18 protein-coding genes and 1 riboswitch are annotated in these 20,309 nt (G+C 38.8%); of the genes, 16 read left to right on the top strand and 2 right to left on the bottom strand.

The annotated features are described in order from the left end of the window. Positions 1 to 66: 66 nt before the first annotated feature. Positions 67 to 873 carry a pyrroline-5-carboxylate reductase gene (gene proC / locus OS138_RS07760; protein ID WP_325069947.1) on the bottom strand — a complete coding sequence of 269 codons (807 nt, stop codon included), beginning with the start codon at positions 871 to 873 and terminating at the stop codon, positions 67 to 69. A 140-nt stretch (positions 874 to 1,013) separates the two neighbouring features. Here proC and mprF point away from each other — a divergent pair, with 140 nt between their 5' ends. The 9 genes from mprF (at position 1,014) to thiT (ending at position 11,892) form a co-directional block, all read left to right on the top strand. Further along, complete coding sequence (mprF, locus tag OS138_RS07765; protein WP_325069948.1) at positions 1,014 to 3,587, top strand: bifunctional lysylphosphatidylglycerol flippase/synthetase MprF; 2,574 nt, start codon at positions 1,014 to 1,016, stop codon at positions 3,585 to 3,587. A 153-nt stretch (positions 3,588 to 3,740) separates the two neighbouring features. After that, positions 3,741 to 4,592 (top strand): 4-(cytidine 5'-diphospho)-2-C-methyl-D-erythritol kinase, encoded by an 852-nt coding sequence (ispE, locus tag OS138_RS07770; protein WP_002307715.1) that lies wholly within the window; start codon positions 3,741 to 3,743, stop codon positions 4,590 to 4,592. 244 nt (positions 4,593 to 4,836) lie between these two features. Then, on the top strand, positions 4,837 to 5,775 hold the full coding sequence (locus OS138_RS07775) for a metal ABC transporter substrate-binding protein (protein ID WP_010727405.1): 939 nt from the start codon (positions 4,837 to 4,839) through the stop codon (positions 5,773 to 5,775). A gap of 22 nt (positions 5,776 to 5,797) precedes the next feature. After that, the gene (locus OS138_RS07780; protein ID WP_002287343.1) at positions 5,798 to 6,478 is read left to right on the top strand and encodes a metal ABC transporter ATP-binding protein; all 681 of its coding nucleotides are present in this window, start codon (positions 5,798 to 5,800) and stop codon (positions 6,476 to 6,478) included. Next, the gene (locus tag OS138_RS07785; RefSeq protein WP_002287344.1) at positions 6,451 to 7,275 is read left to right on the top strand and encodes a metal ABC transporter permease; all 825 of its coding nucleotides are present in this window, start codon (positions 6,451 to 6,453) and stop codon (positions 7,273 to 7,275) included. Before OS138_RS07780 ends, OS138_RS07785 begins: the two co-directional genes overlap by 28 nt. Before the next feature lie 166 nt (positions 7,276 to 7,441). Beyond that, positions 7,442 to 8,260, top strand: coding sequence for a pur operon repressor (gene purR / locus OS138_RS07790; RefSeq protein WP_002287345.1), 819 nt, complete (start codon positions 7,442 to 7,444; stop codon positions 8,258 to 8,260). Positions 8,261 to 8,710: 450 nt separating this feature from the next. Further along, the gene (gene glmU, locus OS138_RS07795) at positions 8,711 to 10,084 is read left to right on the top strand and encodes a bifunctional UDP-N-acetylglucosamine diphosphorylase/glucosamine-1-phosphate N-acetyltransferase GlmU (protein WP_325069949.1); all 1,374 of its coding nucleotides are present in this window, start codon (positions 8,711 to 8,713) and stop codon (positions 10,082 to 10,084) included. Between the two features lie 93 nt (positions 10,085 to 10,177). Further along, positions 10,178 to 11,149, top strand: coding sequence for a ribose-phosphate diphosphokinase (locus OS138_RS07800; protein WP_002287347.1), 972 nt, complete (start codon positions 10,178 to 10,180; stop codon positions 11,147 to 11,149). Between the two features lie 5 nt (positions 11,150 to 11,154). Further along, a riboswitch (TPP riboswitch) is annotated at positions 11,155 to 11,257 on the top strand. Positions 11,258 to 11,322: 65 nt separating this feature from the next. After that, a complete protein-coding gene (thiT, locus tag OS138_RS07805) occupies positions 11,323 to 11,892 on the top strand; it encodes an energy-coupled thiamine transporter ThiT (protein WP_002301201.1) in 570 nt (189 codons plus the stop codon). 80 nt (positions 11,893 to 11,972) lie between these two features. Here thiT and OS138_RS07810 read toward each other — a convergent pair whose 3' ends face one another. Beyond that, a complete protein-coding gene (locus tag OS138_RS07810) occupies positions 11,973 to 12,746 on the bottom strand; it encodes a hypothetical protein (protein ID WP_002298196.1) in 774 nt (257 codons plus the stop codon). Positions 12,747 to 13,012: 266 nt separating this feature from the next. Here OS138_RS07810 and OS138_RS07815 point away from each other — a divergent pair, with 266 nt between their 5' ends. The 7 genes from OS138_RS07815 to priA all read left to right on the top strand — a co-directional run bounded on the left by OS138_RS07815 (position 13,013) and on the right by priA (position 20,307). After that, positions 13,013 to 14,713 carry a patatin-like phospholipase family protein gene (locus tag OS138_RS07815; RefSeq protein ID WP_325069950.1) on the top strand — a complete coding sequence of 567 codons (1,701 nt, stop codon included), beginning with the start codon at positions 13,013 to 13,015 and terminating at the stop codon, positions 14,711 to 14,713. Beyond that, the gene (locus tag OS138_RS07820) at positions 14,683 to 14,901 is read left to right on the top strand and encodes a YdbC family protein (protein ID WP_002287352.1); all 219 of its coding nucleotides are present in this window, start codon (positions 14,683 to 14,685) and stop codon (positions 14,899 to 14,901) included. The genes OS138_RS07815 and OS138_RS07820 overlap by 31 nt, the downstream gene beginning before the upstream one ends. Before the next feature lie 19 nt (positions 14,902 to 14,920). Further along, positions 14,921 to 15,811: a YicC/YloC family endoribonuclease gene (locus OS138_RS07825; protein ID WP_002298192.1), complete on the top strand. Its 891-nt coding sequence runs from the start codon at positions 14,921 to 14,923 to the stop codon at positions 15,809 to 15,811. 17 nt (positions 15,812 to 15,828) lie between these two features. Further along, entirely contained in the window at positions 15,829 to 16,113 is a 285-nt protein-coding gene (locus tag OS138_RS07830) for a hypothetical protein (protein WP_002287356.1), read from the top strand. A gap of 608 nt (positions 16,114 to 16,721) precedes the next feature. Then, positions 16,722 to 17,336, top strand: coding sequence for a guanylate kinase (gene gmk, locus OS138_RS07835; RefSeq protein WP_002287358.1), 615 nt, complete (start codon positions 16,722 to 16,724; stop codon positions 17,334 to 17,336). A 4-nt stretch (positions 17,337 to 17,340) separates the two neighbouring features. Then, a complete protein-coding gene (rpoZ, locus tag OS138_RS07840; protein ID WP_002287365.1) occupies positions 17,341 to 17,646 on the top strand; it encodes a DNA-directed RNA polymerase subunit omega in 306 nt (101 codons plus the stop codon). Positions 17,647 to 17,898: 252 nt separating this feature from the next. Then, positions 17,899 to 20,307 carry a primosomal protein N' gene (gene priA, locus OS138_RS07845; protein WP_002287367.1) on the top strand — a complete coding sequence of 803 codons (2,409 nt, stop codon included), beginning with the start codon at positions 17,899 to 17,901 and terminating at the stop codon, positions 20,305 to 20,307. Positions 20,308 to 20,309: the final 2 nt, after the last annotated feature.

The raw sequence follows: 20,309 nt of genomic DNA on the forward strand, positions 1-20,309 counted from the left end.
AAGAAGAGCCGCGGCAAAAGCCACAGCTCTTCTTTTTTTGTAAGACACGAAAAAACATTGCTATCATTATTTTTTATTCAACATCTCAAGATCTTTCTCGATCGTCGTATTGATTCCTTTGATGACGGCTGGGATGAATCCTGCTTCTTCTAAGGCAACTACACCTGCAACAGTTGTACCGCCAGGAGAAGAAACTTGGTCTACAAGTTCCCATGGATTTTTATCACTTGAAAGGAATTTTTGACAAGAACCCATAATTGCTTTTGCAGCAATCTCAGTTGCTGTCTGTTTGGACAAACCATTCAGTACACCAGTCCGTCCCATCGCATCGATCAGCATGTAAACGAATGCGGGTGAGCTGCCAGCAAGGCCAATGAATGTACTGAAATCTGATTCTGCTAAAGGATAGACGCTGCCGATTGCTTCAAAAATCATCGTAGCTTGCTGAAGCTGTTCCTCCGTGGCAGCTTCATTTTTGCAAATCGCAGAAACGCCTGCTCCTACGCTGACATTGACATTCGGCATCACACGTACGATGGAGGCCTGAGGATCTTCAAGCGCTGTTTCTAAATCTGTTAATGATTTTCCTGAAGCAATAGAAATGAATAAGACTTTCTGGCTATATTCTCTTAGTTCTTCCAATACTTTTTCAATGATTTTTGGTTTCACGGCTAAAAGAACGATATCTGATTGTGATGCAACTTCCTGATTACTTTTGCATGCATGGACGCCAGTTTCAGCAGCAAATTTTTGTGCATTTTCAAAATGGCCACTGGAAACGAACACCTCTTCTTTCAAGACTGTTCCTTTTTTTAATAAACCATCAATAATAGCTTGTGCCATATTCCCTGTGCCGATAAATCCTACTTTCATGTTATCCTCTCCTTTAGCATTAGGATATCTTTCTTTTTCTATCATCGCAAGCAAAGAACAGGTCTAAAGTGGAAAAATTAAAATAAATAAGATAACATTGGGGTATGACACAAAAGTATACAAGTTAGGAATGGGAAAATGTGAAAAATAAACGATACTTGATGCTGCAATGGATAAAGGAACATAGTCTGATTTTAAAACTGATTTTTTTCGGCTCTGTGTTAGTCTTTGTGGCAAATCAAGTCGCAAATATTGCTAATGGCATGAGTTGGCAAGATATTTGGCAAAGGATGGGACAACAAAGCCACATGACGATCCTGCTCATGATTCTGGCTGGACTGCTGGGTGTCACTCCGATGTTGTTGTATGATTGGGTGACGATCAGAGTCTTAGAAAAACAAGGAAAACCAAAAATGGAAAGAAAAGAGTTTCTTCTTGCTGCGTGGGTAACAAACACGATCAACAATCTCGCCGGTTTTGGTGGTGTGGTAGGAGCAAGTCTGCGGGCTAGTTTTTATGGAAAGCAGACAAATAGAAAAATGGTTTTAGCCACTGTATCAAAAGTCGCACTATTTATGCTGACTGGTTTGTCTGTATGGTCGTTTCTTACATTTATTGATGTCTTTTTTATTCAGTCAGAAAGTATTTTTCGAAGCTATTGGATCTGGCTTTTCGGCGGTAGTTTTTTAGCACCAGTCATTTTCTTTTTTGCTTATCTAAAGAGAAAGACATTGTTCTTCGAGTTTTATCCAAAAGGCTTGCTTGGTCTGCTACTGGCATCCTTTGGACAATGGACGGGAGCCCTTGCGGTATTTTTGATCATCGGCAAGTTGATGAGAATAGATATTTCGATGCTTTCGATCTATCCTATGTTCATGATTGCTACATTGATAGGAATGCTGACGATGGTCCCAGGTGGAATGGGGACTTTTGACGTTTTGATGATCTTAGGAATGAGTCAATTGTCTGTTCGGCAAGATGTAGCAGTAGTTTGGCTATTATATTATCGGTTGTTTTATTATGTTCTACCTTTTATGACGGGACTTCTATTGTTCATCACACATACAGGAGTCAAAATCAATCGATTTTTAGATAACATTCCGCGACTGTTTTTCCAAAAGGTTGCGCATATCGTGCTCGTAAGTGCTGTCTATTTTGCGGGAATCATGATGGTACTTCTATCAACAATCACTAATCTGTCTGCAATCAGTCGGCTATTTCAAGTATTATTGCCGTTCTCTTTCAATTTTTTAGATCAGACAGTGAATCTATTGGTTGGCTTTTTATTACTCGGCCTTGCTCGAGCACTTTCAGTAAAAGTCAAAAAGGCATTTCTGCCTACGATTGCTTTACTATCTTTTGGTATTTTAAATACAATCACACGTACGTTATCTTGGCAGTTGATATTGGTATATGTCTTGATTCTGTTAGCTGTGTGGTTATCCAGAAAAGAATTTTATCGAACAAAATTCGTTTATTCTTGGGGAGCTATAATCTTTGATGCTAGCTTGTTCGGCTTTTTGTTTATCGTTTACGCAATCGCAGGCTATCACAGCGGACGCTTTTTAGTCGGTCGAATAACAGGAAACCATTTTATTTTGTTTCCTTCAGATGATGTGTGGTTCTCAGGGCTTATTGGTTTGGGCATCTCATTGCTAGCTTTAGTGGCGCTTTATCAATATTTAGCTGAAGATACTACGAAGCTTGGCAGTGAGTACGAAAAAGACCGTTTTGACCTTTTATTGGAAACATACGGAGGCACAGCTACAAGCCATCAGCTTCGCTTGTCAGGTTACAGTTATTTTTATTACCAAGAAGACGACCAAGATCAAGTCGTTTTTGGTTATCAGATCAAAGGAAACAAATGCTTTGTTTTAGGAGATCCAGTTGGCAATCCTAAAAAGATGCGGGCAGCAACGAATCAGTTTATGAAACAAGCAGATTGTTTAGGCTATCAGCTTGCGTTTTATAAGATATCAGAAAGCTACGTAGTGATGCTTCATGAATTGGGTTTTCACTTCACGAAAGTAGGTGAAGCAGGGATTGTTGATCTAGCAACAGAAGACTTGTCTCGGCTGAGTCAGCAACTTGAATATCAACGTTTGATGAAAGAAGGATACTATTTTACTTGGTACGATCAACTGCCAGAAGAATTACATCAAGCTGTAAATGAAGTTTCACAAAAATGGCTTCAAGGTGCACGAGAAAAATACTTCTCTGTGGGACGATTTGATAAATCATATGTATTATCTAGCGGTGTCGGTATTGTCCGTAAAGATCAAAAAGTCGTTGGATTCATCACCGCTCAACCGATGACGAAGAAGCAGGCGGGATATGATTTGTTGCGGATCTTACCTAAAGAACCTGAGGAATTAGCTGACTATCTGTTAGCCAATCTGTTTATTGTATACGAGAAAATGGGCTACTCGGAAGCCAATCTAGGCTTAGCTCCATTAGCTAATGTTGGGGAAACAGATTTTTCTTTCTTTCAAGAAAAAGTCATGCATATCGTATATAATTATGGTAATTTTTTCTATTCCTTCCAGTCTGCTTATGAAAAGAAATTAAAATATGTCGATCATTGGGAAGGACGTTACTTTGCTTATAGGAAAGGAAGTAATTTCGGATTTGCTACCATGCAGCTACTCAGTCTGATAGGAAAAGAAAAAGGAAATGTTCCGAGTTTGGCAGAAGAAGTGCTCACAGAATTATAAGAGTCACTAGAGCTTGTTTGGATTATGAAGAGAAAATTCTGTGAAAGCTGTTGAAACGATGACAAAATCAACCACTAGGCAGACATAAGCTATACTTTTATTTTTCCCTATGATAGAATACTTGCGACTTAGACTTTTCGAATGGGTGAGAGGATGGAATTGATTGAAAAAGCGCCAGCCAAGATAAATTTAGGACTGGATGTATTATATAGACGGCAAGATGGGTATCATGAGTTGGAAATGGTGATGTCGAGCGTAGACTTGGCAGATCATCTATTTTTTGAAGAAATAACAGAAGACAAAATCATTGTAGAAACAAATAAAGCATTTTTACCAGTAGATGAACGGAACAATGTTTATCAAGCTGCTTTATTGTTAAAAAATAAATACAATATCAAAACCGGTGTCAAGATTTTTGTTAAGAAGAATATTCCAGTAGCAGCTGGATTAGGCGGAGGAAGTACAGACTGTGCAGCTGCTCTAAGAGGGATCAACCAATTATGGAATCTGGGCTGTTCGTTAGAAGAACTGGCAGAAATCGGTTTGGAAGTCGGTACAGATGTTCCTTACTGTGTCTACGGAAGTACGGCATTTGTCGGTGGCAAAGGGGAAGAAATCCAAGTATTACCTTCTATGCCACAGTGCTGGGTTGTGTTGGTCAAACCAAGAATGAGTGTCTCTACACGTACAGTGTTTAGAGAAGTAGATACGCAAGCCATCCAACATCAAGACATCCACGGACTTGTTGAAGCCATTCGAGAGCAAGATTATCAGCAGATGATCAAAAAAATGGGAAACAGTTTAGAAGATATAACGGGAAAGCGGCATCCAGTCATCCATCAAATCAAAGAGCGTATGATCAAGTACGGAGCAGATGCTGCATTGATGAGTGGAAGCGGACCAACCGTTTTTGCCTTGTGTCAACATTATTCAAGAGCGCAGAGAGTATATAATGGGTTAAAAGGTTTTTGTGAGGAAGTTTATTTAGTACGAACCCTGCAATAAAATATAAGAAGTAAAATAGGTGATGAAAAACTGAGGAATCCTAAAATGGTATTCTTCAGTTTTTTATTGTAGTGAAATGGCTAGATATGAGCAGCAACTCATCCATTTTACGATTTAATCAAGAATATACATGCTTAAATCAGAAATTGATGGATTTCTATTGACTGTGTTTTTTTATTTTGATACATTAGTTCACGTTAATAAATCGTAAAATTCCGATTTGTTCATTGAAAGGAGCATATAAATGAAAAAATATCTTTTGACAGCTACGGTAATGATAGGTGCTTTACTGTTTGCAGCATGTGGAAATACGAACAAGGAAGCAGACAAAAAAGAGGATTTGACGATCGTTACGACTTTTTATCCGATGTATGATTTTACAAAAGAGATCGTAGGGGATGAAGGAAACGTGAAACTTTTGATCCCTGCTGGAACGGAGCCGCATGATTTCGAACCAAGTGCAAAAGAAAGAGCAGAAATTTCCGATGCAGATGTTTTCGTGTATAATAGTTCAGACATGGAATTTTTTGTGGATTCGTTAAAGGATTCAGTGGATAGCAAACAGACCTTGATGATCGAAGCAGCTAAAGGAATCGACCGTTTAGAATCGCAAGAAGCAGACGAACATGAAGAATCAGAAGAAGGGCATGATCATTCACATGAATACGATCCACATGTTTGGCTCGATCCGGTATTAGCTATAAAAGAAGTCAGAACGATTGCTGAAGAATTAGGCGAAAAATATCCAGATAAAAAGGAAACTTTTACGAAGAATGCCGATGCTTATATCAAAAAGCTTGAAGCACTGGATCAAAAATACTCCGATGAGCTAAAAGATGCAACAAACCGCACATTTGTCACTCAGCATGCTGCTTTTGCTTATTTAGCGAATCAATACGACTTAAAACAAGTAGCGATTTCGGGCGTTTCACCAGATCAGGAACCCACACCAAGTCGCTTAGCTGAGCTAAAGGAATTTGTGAAGAAAAACAACATCAAAGTGATTTATTTTGAAGAAAATGCCTCTTCGAAGGTAGCTGAGACATTGTCGAATGAAACAGGAGTGAAGCTAGAAGTGTTGAATCCTTTAGAAAGCTTGACTAATGAACAAATCAAAGCAGGCGAAAATTATATTTCTGTCATGGAAAAAAATCTGGAAGCTTTAAAAGAAAGTATCAATTAAGTTTTAGAATGGAGGTTGTAAGGTGCGTTATATCGAAATATCTGATTTGACCTTTTACTATGATGATGAACCTGTACTAGAAGATGTCTCTTATCATGTAGATGCGGGTGAATTTGTCATTTTAACTGGAGAAAATGGAGCAGCCAAGTCAACCTTGGTGAAAGCATCGTTAGGATTACTGAAACCTTCAAAAGGAATGATAAAGATTGCTGAGAAAAATCAAGAAGGAAAAAAATTAAGTATCGGTTATATTCCTCAACAAGTTGCATCTTTCAATGCAGGTTTTCCTAGTACGGTGATCGAATTAGTCCGTTCAGGAAGATATCCAAGAGGCCGCTGGTTCAAGCGTCTCTCTGAAAAAGATCATCAACATGTACAGCGTGCTTTAGAAGCTGTAGGGATGTGGGATATGCGAAATCGGCGAATAGGTGAATTGTCTGGCGGACAAAAGCAGCGAATCAGTTTAGCGCGTATTTTTGCTACTGACCCTGACTTATTTGTTCTTGATGAACCAACAACAGGTATGGATGAAGAATCCAGAAATGAATTTTATCGTCTTCTCCGACATAGTGCGCATGTCCATGGGAAATCAGTTCTAATGATCACCCATGATCATGAAGATATCAAACAGTATGCGGACAGACAGATCCGACTGGTGAGAAAGGAGGATTCTCAATGGCGTTGCTTTCATATGAATTCATGAGAAGAGCGTTTCTTGCCGCTATCTTCATTGCCGGAATCGCCCCGATGCTAGGTGTGTTTTTAGTGATCAGAAGACAATCGCTGATGGCTGATACGCTTTCTCATGTCTCTTTAGCAGGGGTAGCGTTAGGATTCTTTTTGAACCTTAATCCTACACTTACGACCATGCTAGTCGTTGTATTAGCAGCTGTGATATTGGAGTATCTGCGAACGATCTACCGAACCTATTCAGAAATCTCCATTGCCATTTTAATGGCTGGTGGTTTGGCGCTAGCGTTAGTATTGATGAATTTGAGCGGAGGGAATTCAGCAACAAGTATCCAATCCTATCTGTTTGGTTCGATCGTGACCATTACATGGGAGCAAGTCATCTTTTTAGGAATCTTATTCGTTGCCATCGGTATATTGTTCTTTTTATTCAAACGGCCGATGTATGTTCTGACTTTTGATGAAGATACCGCCCACGTGGATGGGCTACCCGTTCATTTGATGTCGATGATGTTCAATGTGATTACTGGTGTGGCTATTGCTGTGATGATCCCGATTGCCGGTGCACTTTTGATATCCGCAATCATGGTTCTTCCCGCAGCAATCGGTATGCGATTAGGCAAAAGCTTCAATGTCGTGATTGCTATCAGTGTTTGTGTAGGATTTCTAGGGATGCTGTCAGGACTAACTAGCTCGTTTTATCTAGATACACCTCCAGGAGCAACAATCACATTAGTCTTTATTGCTTTGTTCCTGATTGTAAATATCATCAAACGAATATTGGTTGCCTTCAGAAGAAAAAATAACTAAATTATAAAGAAAAGAAGCCTTATAAAAACGAAAAATTTTTTATAGGCTTCTTTTTATTTTAATAAATACCGAACTATTTTCTTATTTTTTCATAAAATGCTCGAATTTTTGAAGAAAAACTTATATAATGTAAAACGATAAAATTTCTTAAAAGGAGTTGGAATAGGTGAAAGTACGTCGCAGTGAACGTCTAGTTGACATGACACAGTATTTATTGAATCACCCGCATGAATTGATTTCCTTAACAAGCTTTGCCGAACGTTACGAATCTGCTAAATCTTCCATCAGTGAAGATTTGGGAATCATCAAGAAAACATTTAAAGAACGAGGGTATGGAACCTTGGAAACAATCCCAGGTGCTGCAGGTGGTGTATTGTTCATCCCTGAAATTTCATATGAAGAGGCGAAAAAATATATTGAATCTCTAGCAGAACGTCTATCAGAACAAGACCGTCTGCTTCCAGGAGGATATGTTTATCTCTCTGATTTGTTAGGAGAACCTGAACTGCTGCGTCAAGTTGGAAGAATCATTGCTTCTAAATACCTTGGTGAAAAAATCGATGCTGTAATGACTGTAGCCACAAAAGGCGTACCTATTGCCCAAGCTGTGTCCTATTATCTGAATGCGCCATTCGTTATTGTACGCCGGGACTCAAAAATAACAGAAGGATCAACAGTAAGTGTCAACTATGTGTCTGGATCTTCTGAAAGAATTGAAAAGATGGAACTGTCTAAGAGAAGTTTGAAACGTGGTTCACGTGTCCTTGTAGTGGATGATTTCATGAAAGGTGGCGGAACAGTCAACGGAATGAAGAGCTTGATTGAAGAATTCGAATCAGAACTTGTTGGCATCACTGTATTTGCCGAATCAAAATTCAACGGTCATCGCGCCATCGATGATTATACATCACTGCTTTATGTCAAAGATGTAGATACTCAAACGAAAAATATTACGGTTGTGCCGGGAAATTATTTTTCAGAATAAGAGGTTGTGAAAAAGCCGCTTAGTTTCGAGTAGTAAGAAAAATTTTGTGAAAATGGCTTTCCACATTTTTTCATAAATTTGGCTTAATACCGAGAAACTGGCTTTTGAACACCGTTTATCTAGAGGTTGTGAAATCAGCGTCCTGTCCTGAGCTAATACCGAAGGTCAGCTGATTGAACACCGTTTAATGAAGAGGTTGTAAGCCTACCGTTTAACTCTAAGTCACAAGAAACGATTTCAAAAAACAGCTTTTCATGTTTTATGAGTAGTGTGACTTGTGACCGAGGAGTTGGCAGGAGAGCACCGGTTACCAAATAGATAGGCCCTTTACGGTCTATCTATTTTTTTATCCAGAAAACGCTGGGATAAAAGAAAATCACTTGTTTTGTTGAAAAAATGGGTATACTGGGATAAACTGAAATCAGCAAACTATATTTAGGAGTGACGCAGTTGGACGCACGTTATGCAATTATTTTGGCGGCAGGGAAAGGTACCCGCATGAAGTCAAAATTATATAAAGTTTTACATCCCGTCTCTGGTAAACCTATGGTAGAACATATCATTAACCGGGTCAGTGAAACGAAACCAGATGAAGTGATTACGATCGTTGGACACGGAGCAGAACAAGTTAAAGCACAACTAGGAGAACGCAGTAAATATGCGTTACAATCAGAACAGTTGGGAACAGGACATGCTGTTTTGCAAGCTGCTTCTTTCTTGGAAGGAAAAAAAGGAACAACGTTAGTTATCAGTGGCGATACACCATTATTGACTACTGAAACGCTGAACAATCTTTTTGAATATCACCAAGGAAAAAATGCAAGTGCAACGATCTTGACGGCACAAGCAGAAAACCCAACAGGATATGGACGAATCATCCGTGACCATATTGGGATCGTAGAAAAAATCGTGGAACAAAAAGATGCAACACCAGAAGAAGCTCTTGTACAAGAAATCAATACAGGAACTTACTGTTTTGACAACGAAGCTTTGTTCGATGCGTTAAGCAAAGTTGGAACAAACAATGCTCAAGGTGAATACTATCTAACAGATATCATCGAAATCTTAAAAGAAGAAGGCAATACAGTTGCTGCTTATCAAACGGATGATTTTGAAGAATCAATGGGAGTCAATGATCGGATCGCGTTAGCTAAAGCAAATGAGATCATGAGAAAGCGAATTAACCAGATGCATATGGTCAATGGCGTAAGCTTTGTCGATTCAGCAACGACATACATCGATGCAGGCGTAGAAATCGGTCCAGACACATTAATCGAAGCAGGTGTACAAATCCAAGGAAATACAGTCATCGGTTCTGATTGTGTCATCGGGGCACATTCAAAAATCGTAGACAGTAGGATTGAGGATCGCGTCGTCATTGAAAACTCAGTCATTGAAAGCAGCCATGTCAAGAAACATGCAGATGTGGGACCTTATGCACATTTACGACCAAAAGCTGAAATTGGCGAAAATGTCCATATCGGAAACTTTGTGGAAGTGAAAAATGCTCAAATCGGCAAAGGAACTAAAGTCGGTCACTTGACTTATGTTGGGGATGCTACGTTGGGAGAAGAAATCAATGTCGGATGTGGTGTTGTCTTCGTCAACTATGATGGAAAGAACAAGCATCATACGACTGTCGGCGATCACAGCTTTATTGGTTCTAGCACGAATATCATCGGACCTGTCGAGGTAGCTAAAAACAGTTCGATTGCTGCCGGGTCAACAATTACAGACAATATTCCAGAATATGCGCTGGCAATTGCGAGAGCAAGACAAGTCAATAAAGAAGGATATGCAAAAAAACTCCCTTATCTAAACTAAGACTTTTGCAAAATCACTTGATTTATTTAAAAAATATGACTACTATTTATTAGGTAGAATTCTAGAGTTGTGAAAAAGAAAGTGGAGGTCCCCATGTCAAAACATTACTTTGACCCAAGATTAAAAATTTTTGCGTTAAATTCCAATCGCCCATTAGCAGAGAAAATTGCAGCAGCAGTCGGCGTCGAGTTAGGAAAATCATCTGTTACTCAATTTAGTGATGGAGAAATTCAAGTAAACATTGAAGAAAGTATTCGTGGATCGCATGTCTATGTTATTCAATCAACGAGTAGCCCAGTCAACGATAACTTGATGGAGTTGCTGATCATGATTGACGCACTGAAACGAGCAAGTGCAAAAACAATCAACGTAGTCATGCCTTATTATGGCTATGCGCGTCAAGACCGTAAAGCACGTGCACGGGAACCAATCACAGCGAAATTAGTAGCAAACATGATTCAAAAAGCTGGTGCAACAAGAATGCTGACTTTGGACCTTCATGCAGTCCAAATCCAAGGTTTCTTTGATATTCCAGTCGATCATTTGATGGGTGCGCCACTTATTGCCAATTATTTCTTAGAAAAAGGAATCAAAGGCGATGATGTTGTCGTTGTTTCACCAGACCATGGTGGTGTTACACGGGCACGTAAATTAGCGGAATTTTTGAAATCTCCGATTGCGATCATCGACAAACGCCGTCCAAAAGCAAATGTTGCAGAAGTAATGAATATCATTGGACAAGTCAAGGGCAAAACTTGTGTACTGATCGATGATATGATCGATACAGCAGGTACGATCACATTGGCTGCCAATGCTTTGAAAGAAGCTGGTGCAACCAGTGTGTATGCTTCATGTACACATCCAGTATTATCCGGCCCCGCTTTACAAAGAATAGAAGATTCAGCTATCGAGCGTCTAGTTGTTACAGACTCGATCTATCTTCCAGAAGATCGTAAAATCGACAAAATCGATGAAGTAAGTGTTGGCGGATTAATGGGAGATGCAATCAAACGTATCCATGAAAACAAACCAGTTAGTCCATTGTTTGAAACAAAAAATAAATAATAAATAAACTCACAAAGGGGAGTCCAATTGGGCTGAGATTGAATCTATTTCTAAACCCTTCGTACCTGTATCGGTTATGCGAGCGTAGGAATTGTGAATAAACAGCTGTTTGACTATTTTCGAAAGCTGCTTCCTCCTTTGTGACTTTTTTATTCAAAGGAGGAAGTTTTTTTATGGGAAAAAATAGAGTTTGGGTAGAAGGAACGATTGTTGCAGCGTTAGCGATGGTGTTGTCGTTGATTCCGATCCAGATCGGCAGCAGTTTTTCTATTTCATTAGGGCAGATTCCATTGACTCTTTTTGCGTTAAGAAGAGGGACAAAGGCAGGGATGCTGGCAGGTTTCATTTGGGGCATCCTACATTTTCCGTTGGGACAAGTTTATTATTTAAGTGTCGTTCAAGTGTTGATTGAGTACCCGATTGCCTATACTTTTGCAGGCGCAGCAGGGCTCATGGCTTCAAATGTCCAAAAAGGCTATGTAGACGATAATACGAAACAAATTAGAAAAAGCATCGTGTTTGGTGCATTGATTGGCGCACTTTCCAGATATTTTTGGCATTTTATTGCAGGAGTGGTTTTCTGGGGAGCGTATGCACTATGGGGGATGAATCCTTGGCTCTTTTCTTTCGTAATGAATGGTGCCAGCGGGTTGAGTACAGCTATTGTAACGATCATCGTTTTATTAGGGATCCAACAAACGATTCCTTCGATTTTTGTGCCAGATAAACGACAGGAGCTGTAAATAAAAAAGAAGCAAGAAACTTGAGACAGAATCATGTCCTAGTTTCTTGTTTCCTTTTTATTTTTTGATAAGAAATAGATCTACTTCAATGGCAGATAAGAAAGATCGGCATCTTCCACCAATTGCCAGTGTCGATCGGTGACAGAGTAGATTAAAGTAGCGATGATTTCCTCTTCTCGATACCGGGTGCCTTTTAATTTCCAAATATAATCTTCAATCACATAGATTGGGATACGATATTCACCATCGATCAAACCAACTTGATCAAAAGAAAAAATGATCCCTTCCTGCATCAAATTACGCATTTCTTTCAATAATTCCACACTGATTTTTTCAACAGGTGTTTCTTTTTTGAAAAAAGATTTTTTTACATTGATCTTATCTGACAAGATCGAACTTAATTTACTAGCAAAAATCCTATAAAATTCATCTAAATAGCGATAATAAATCCGATTCAGCTGATCATTAAGATCGAAGTATACAAAATTATTCTGTAGTTTATAAAAAAACGGCGAATGAAGGTGTGTTTTCATATGACCAAAATATAATAATTCTGAAATTTCTAAAGGTGTCAATTCTTTCAGCATCGTTAAATCAGTAAAGTCGATCCACTTCAATTCATCGAATCCACGCCTGTTACGAGAAGAGGAAAAGAAACGCTGGATATTTTCTGTACCACGAATTACTTTCAGCCCTGTATGGGATTCATATTCTCCAGCAGAAGCAGATGGATCAAGCAAGAGCAAGTTTTGAGGAAAATGCACGATACTGTTTGCAAAGTCAGTAGCAGTCAGCCCTTTTGTTAAAACAGCATTACTTGTGGTATCAATATGTACATAAACTGACTCAGTCATCATGTTCCTCCTCTTATTTCCTCTTAATCTCTTTTATTTTACAACATTTGCATTAAAAAAGCTTGTTTCTTTTATTTTAAAATTCCATTACAAAATCACGTTTTCATTAAAAATACTCTCATTTTCAATTAATTTTTGTGATTTTTGTATTTTTTTATTTAAAGGAGGTTTTATGAATTGTTTTCTTATGGAATCTACAAAGTCGAATACGAGACTCATGACCTTTTTATGACATACTGGTATACTTGAAGAAAAAGGAGAGAGCGATGGAGATAAAAAAAGTTTACTTTTCACAGAAAATGTCGCTGTATTCGCCTATCCAGCAAGCAAAACAACCCCTTCCATTTTTTCAAAGTCATCAAGAAAGTAGAGACGCTTTTTGGCGTTCTGCAAAAAAGCAATGTGCTTTTAAAGCAGTATCGAAAAAATATACCGTCTATTTTACTATTGCTAAAAGTAGAGGAAATGTTATTTTTAATAATCTGTTGATTGAAGGTGAAACTTTTGAATGGAAAAAATTTTTTCGGTATATGGAAGCTTGCGCTCGTTTTTTTATTAAAGAAAACTGTTGTTTTTTATTTCAATCTCCTCTATCAGAAGAATGGTTGCGTATTTTTCATAAAAACGGCTATCAAGGAACCACACAATTAAATAAAAAGCTGGTCTATCATACAGCACTTGTTTTAGGTGGAGGAGGAGCGCACGGTGCTTATCAGATTGGTGTGTGGCAGGCGCTGAAGGAACATGATATCAACTTTGAGATTATCACAGGTACCTCGGTAGGTGCGTTGAACGGCGCATTGATTTTACAAGGAGATATGAAAAAAGCTGTGAATTTATGGAAAAAGCTGTCGACAAGACAAGTGCTTGCGTTACCAGAAATGGCTGCGGTTGAAGACCTTCGTGAACGCTTCTATCGAGAAAGACGCCAAATGACGAAAACAGCACTAATTGAAGGCGGGGTTTCTTCTGCTCCATTGGAAAAGATGGTCAAAGACAATTTGGATTTGTCCTTACTCAAACATAATCCCAAAATACGTTTATATACGGTGTCTACTAAACTGCCAGAACTAGCGGAAGTAGTGACTGATATCCAACAGACAAAAACAGAAGAAATACCAGATTGGATACTCGCCTCTGCTTCATTTTATCCCGCTATGGCTTATCGAAAGATCGGAAAAAATAAATATGCAGACGGTGGGTATCGCAACAAAATACCTATTGATATTGCGATTAACAAAGGAGCAACAGAGGCATTTGTCGTAGATGTGCAAGGGCCAGGCCCAGCGAAAAAAATTCGTATGCCAGACATTTTTATCCATTGGAAATGTCAAACATTGTGGACACTAGGCAGCTTTCTGCTTTTTGATAGCCAAAGGAACCAATTAAATTTACAATTAGGCTATCTGGAAATGAAAAAACGATTAGGTTGTTACTATGGGAATTGGTATACATTTCATTCTGTTAAACCTGCAAGAACATACTGGCGAGGATTTTTGTCTTACTTAACAAAAGAAATTCAGTTAGAATTATCTTTTTTCAAAAGCATAAAATTTTGGCAAAAACTGCGTAATTTATATAAGAACAGGGTCGTACCAGAGACATGCGGATTGGCGATGCTAGAACTTTTAGCAAAAAAACATTTTTTATTGCCCAATGAAATCTATCAAGTAGACATGATGATTCAAATGATCTGCCAACAAGATATAAAAAGTATGCCGGATGATTTATTGGCACAAATTGGTCAATTAAGTACTGAAGAATGGCGAAGGTATCGAAAATACCAGCAAAAAATACAAAATGAGCGCACGAAAACTGTTTATTTTGATTATCTGCTACAAGGAAAACGCAAGAATTGTTTGCAGCATGAATTGCTTAAGCAACCAGTTGACACATTACTGATCCTATATTTATATTATCTCAAGGAGGAACAACCATGGCACAAGAATTTTCATATGAAATCGTAGAAGAAATCGCTATATTGTCAGAAAACAACAAGGGGTGGCGTAAAGAACTGAACCTAGTCAGCTGGAATGGTCGCCCGCCAAAATTCGATCTTCGAGATTGGGCGCCAGACCATGAAAAAATGGGGAAAGGCCTGACATTGACGAACGAAGAGTTTGAACAACTGCAAAAAGCAATAGAAAATATGTAATGAGGAAGGACCCTGTCGAATGAAAAGTATGACTGGTTTTGGCAAAGCCATCCGCGAAACAAAAGCGTATCAGTTAGATATTGAAATAAAAAGTGTCAACCAGCGTTTTCTAGATGTTCAAATACGAAGTCCTAAAATCCTGAACTTTATTGAAAACGATTTTCGTCAGCTTATTAAACAGCAGTTAAGCCGCGGTCGAATCGAAGTATTTGTGAATCTAGCTTATATTGGCAAAAACGAAAAACAGATCGTCATCAACTGGGAATTGATTGATTCACTTATCACTCAATTGACAGACGGAATTCAACAACGATACGGTAGTCAAAATCAAGTGTCAATTAGTCGGATGGCGGAACGCTTCGCGCTGGACGAAAACTTCGTAACGGTAGAAGAAAAACCGGAAGAGAGCATGGAAGAATTGGCACAGTTAGCTCTAGATACATTGAAAAGCGCACTTGACTCTATTGAGGCGAGTCGAGAAAAAGAAGGTCAAGCTTTAGCTTTAGTGTTGAAAAAGAATACTGAAGAATTCAAAGAAGTACTAAAAAAACTCGATAGTTTTGTAGAAATCTATGAAAAGGAATTTCAAATAAGGTATCAAAAAAAGCTGGAGGAATTTCTTGGAGCGAAAGTCGATGAGCAACGGTTGTTGACGGAGCTAGCCATCTTGTTGGAACGCGGAGATATTCACGAGGAACTGGATCGTCTGGCGATCCATGTACAAAAACTAGATGAACTTATCGAAGCACAATGTCCTGTAGGTCGGGAATTAGATTTCCTGATCCAAGAAATGAATCGGGAAATCAACACGATCGGTTCCAAATCAAATGCAATCGAAATTAAAAATCAAGTCGTCCAGTCTAAGACGATCTTAGAAAAAATCAGAGAACAAGTACAAAATATTGAATGACGAAAGAGGTAGAGATAATGAAATACTATGACGTAACGTTCCACGAATTAAGTGGAAAAACTGTTGTAAAACGGGATATCCCTTCTGAAAAAAACGGCTTTGACGTATGGAAAGATGCCTGTGCAGACTATAATGAGAACGAACTGTTTATTTTGATCAACGACGGTGCTTACGTGACGATGAATCGGAAATTTATTGTTCGAATCGACACAGAAGAGGTAGAAGATCCGACAGAAAAAGCACGTTCTCGAAAAGATGAGATCATGGGTGTAGTGAATACTTTGTCCAATATGGGCTTTTAGCAAGGATGCTGAACAAAGAAATACAATAAATAATCAGAATTGGATTTCTTCGCTTAGCTTCTTTGCTCTAGGAATACATTTAAAGGTTGTGACAAAATTCGTGTCACAACCTTTTTTTATTTTGAATAAGTGATGTTCAAAAACCATTTTCTCGGTATTAAGCCAAATTTATGCAAAAATGTGAGAAACCATTTTCACAAAATTTTTCTTCATACTCGAAACTAATCGGCTTCTTCACGACCTCTTATACACGGCGTTCAAAAGCTTGCATCTGCGGTAATAACCCCAACCAAACGAAAAACATGAGAAACTGTTTATGTTTGGCTGTTCTTATTACTTGATGCTGAACAGCTTTTTTACGACCTCTTATACACGGCGTTCAAAAGCTTGCATCTGCGGTAATAACCCCAACCAAACGAAAAACATGAGAAACTGTTTATGTTTGGCTGTTCTTATTACTTGATGCAGGACAGCTTTTTTACGACCTCTCGGTACAGGGTAGCTTTTTTACCAATTTCTAGCTATAATTAAAGATAACCTTGAAAGTTGCAGAAAAAAAGTGCAAAATAAACGATAAGTACAAAAAGACTAGTTGAAAGGACGTCGTCATGTCAGAGCGTGGATTATTAATCGTGTTGTCTGGTCCATCCGGTGTAGGAAAAGGCACAGTACGAAAAGCAATTTTTGAGAGTGAGGATAATGATTTTCAGTATTCGATCTCAATGACTACCCGTAAAATGCGTGAAGGGGAGGTCGAAGGCGTTGATTATTTCTTCCGAAGCAAAGAAGAGTTTGAATCAATGATCGAAGCTGGAGAGATGCTGGAATACGCAGAATATGTCGGGAATTATTATGGAACTCCTTTGTCATATGTCAACAAGACATTGGATGAAGGAAAAGATGTTTTCTTGGAGATTGAAGTCCAAGGAGCAAAACAAGTCAAAGAAAAAGTGCCCGATGGTGTATTCATCTTTTTGACTCCGCCAGATTTAGCGGAATTAAAATCACGGATCGTAGGCCGAGGAACAGATGCAGATGAAGTAATCGAAGAACGAATGAAAGTTGCAAAAGAAGAAATCGAAATGATGGCTCTTTACGACTATGCTGTTGTAAATGATGAAGTGCCGCTAGCAGTTGAACGAATCAAAAACATTATTGCCAGTGAACATTTTCGAGTAGATCGCGTAATCGGTAAATATATTAAAATGTTAAAGGAGATGTAGTCTTATGATGTTAAAACCTTCAATTGACTCACTATTAGATCGTGTAAATTCAAAATATTCTCTAGTGATTTTAGCAAGTAAACGCGCGCATGAATTGGATGCAAGTGCACAGCCTACTCTAGATTCTTTTGATTCAGTAAAAAGCGTCGGTCAAGCTTTAGAAGAAATCGATGCAGGAAATGTAGTCAATGATCCACATCCTGAATTAAAACGTGAACGTTTGAAGATGGAAGAAGAGGAACGTCAAGCACAAAAAGAGCGTGAACAACACGAATTGGAATCACGTATCCGTGAAGAGCAAAAAATGTAATAAAGAAAAATAGAGCGAACATCTAAAAAGAAAAGCAAACCCAGCTGTTTCCTTTTCAAACATTCGCCACTTATTGTCTGGTAGAAAAGGCTGTGTCTGAACTTTTTGACACAGTTCTTTTTTTTCTTATCTGCTGTTAATTTTTTGTTAGGATTTGGCAGAAAATAAGACAAATCCATCGATCTCTAGTAAAATAGGCAAGGAACTTTTTGTCGCTTGATAAGAAAAGACAAAAAAAGGAGGAAACGAACCATGACATTAACAGCTGAAGTCATTGTGGACGTACCTACTATGCAGACCGATCAGCCATTCACTTATTTGGTTCCCTCTGAAATGGAAACAGCTTTGCAAGTCGGGATGCGAGTAGAAGTCCCTTTTGGTAATGGCAATCGTCATGTCCAAGGATTTGTTATGGCTATCCAAAAATCAGAAGAATCAGCTAATCCATCTTTGAAGGCAGTTATTCGTTTGCTAGACCTTGCTCCGGTGGTCAATGAAGAATTGCTTTCATTAGCTGATTATATGAAAAAAATTACTTACGCATTCAAAATCACTTGTCTACAAACGATGCTTCCGAGTGTGATGAAAGCAGAATATGATAAATTGATCTATCCTTTGGCAGACACACCAGAAGTTCAGGTATTGTTTGATCAGCGGGAAGTGATTTCCTGGAAGGAAGCAGAAGAAGAAGGCAGCCTTTCTCAATTGATTCGCTGGCGCCAAGAGCAATTAGTAGATATCAAATATGAAGTCCATACACGAAATAAAGTAAAAACGATTCGTTTGGTCCGTTCTTTGTTAACTGAAAAGCAAATCGAAGAAGAATGGGCAAAATTACGGCAAAATGCCAAGAAACAAAAAGAACTTCTTTTGTGTTTATCTGAACTGAGCCAAGAAGAACCAATTGCTTATTTCAAAAATAAAGGAATCAGTACTGCTGTCTTGAATCAAGGAAAAGAAAAGGGCTGGCTGGAGTTTATAGAATCAGAACGTTATCGCGACCCTTATAAAGACCGAGTATTTGACCAAACGACGGCATTGGAACTGAATGCAGAACAAAAAAATGCTGTCGAACAAATCATCACAGCAGGTCAGCAGCAAAAAGATCAGGTCTTTTTGCTGGAGGGAATCACCGGCAGCGGGAAAACAGAAGTATATCTTCAGGCAATCGCTGATGTTTTGTCAGAAAATAAAACGGCGATCATGTTAGTGCCTGAAATCGCATTGACTCCGCAAATGGTCGAGCGATTCAAAGGACGCTTCGGAGAATCAGTTGCGGTCTTACATAGCGGACTTTCCCAAGGTGAAAAATATGATGAATGGCGCAAGATCGAGCGGGAAGAAGCACAAGTAGTAGTAGGCGCACGATCTGCTATTTTTGCCCCGCTGAAAAATATCGGGCTGATCATTATCGATGAAGAACATGAATCAAGTTACAAACAAGATGAGACACCGCGTTATCATGCGAGAGATCTAGCAATTTGGCGCAGTAAATATCATCATTGCCCAATAGTTCTAGGAAGCGCGACGCCCTCTTTAGAATCAAGAGCACGAGCTCAAAAAGGCGTTTATCAGTTATTGCAGTTGAACCACCGAGCCAAAGCAGCTGCACAGCTTCCAGCTATTGAGATCGTAGATATGCGTGAAGAGTTTCAGAATCATCGGACCTCTACTTTTTCTGCTAATTTGCAGGAAAAAATACAAAATCGATTAGACAAAAAAGAACAAACTGTCCTACTGCTCAATCGTCGAGGATATTCGTCTTTTGTGATGTGTAGGGACTGTGGATTTGTTCTTCCATGTCCTAATTGCGATATCTCTCTTACACTGCATATGGATACACGTTCAATGCGCTGCCATTATTGCGGACATGAAGAACCTATTCCCAATCGCTGTCCTAATTGTGGCGGCAATAAAATCCGCTACTATGGAACAGGTACTCAAAAAGTAGAAGAGGAACTCCGAGAACTTTATCCGCAAGCTAGGATTTTGCGTATGGATGTAGATACCACTCGAAGAAAAGGGGCACACGAACAGATTTTACAAAAATTCGGTGCAAAAGAAGCAGATATATTATTAGGGACACAAATGATTGCTAAAGGTTTGGACTTTCCAGAAGTGACATTAGTTGGGGTGTTGAATGCTGATACCTCCCTGAATTTACCGGATTTTCGTTCTAGTGAGCATACATTCCAATTGCTTACCCAAGTTTCAGGACGAGCAGGGCGAGCGGAAAAAGCAGGCGAAGTCGTGATCCAAACATTCAATCCTCAACATTACGCCATAGAATTGGCTAAAAAACAAAATTATGAGCAGTTTTATCAGCAGGAAATGCATGTACGGCATCGTGGAGGCTATCCTCCTTATTACTTTACTGTGAAAATAACCGCCAGCCATCCTGAAGAACAAGTAGCGGCAAAGAAAATCTTTCAGATTGCCAATCAGCTAAAAGAAGTGTTAAGCCCTCAAAGCTTGCTATTAGGGCCAACGCCCAGCATGATTTTGAGAGTGAAAAACCGATATTATTATCAATTAATCATCAAATATAAACATGAACCGAATCTTCCTCATGTTTTGGATGAAATTTTGAATGGAAGCCAGAAAGAACAGCGACAAGGTCTTTTTGTGGCAATTGACAACGAACCATTAAACTTTATTTAAGA

It is taken from the genome of Enterococcus sp. E5-37 (assembly GCF_035726925.1).
Classification (GTDB): domain Bacteria; phylum Bacillota; class Bacilli; order Lactobacillales; family Enterococcaceae; genus Enterococcus_B; species Enterococcus_B faecium.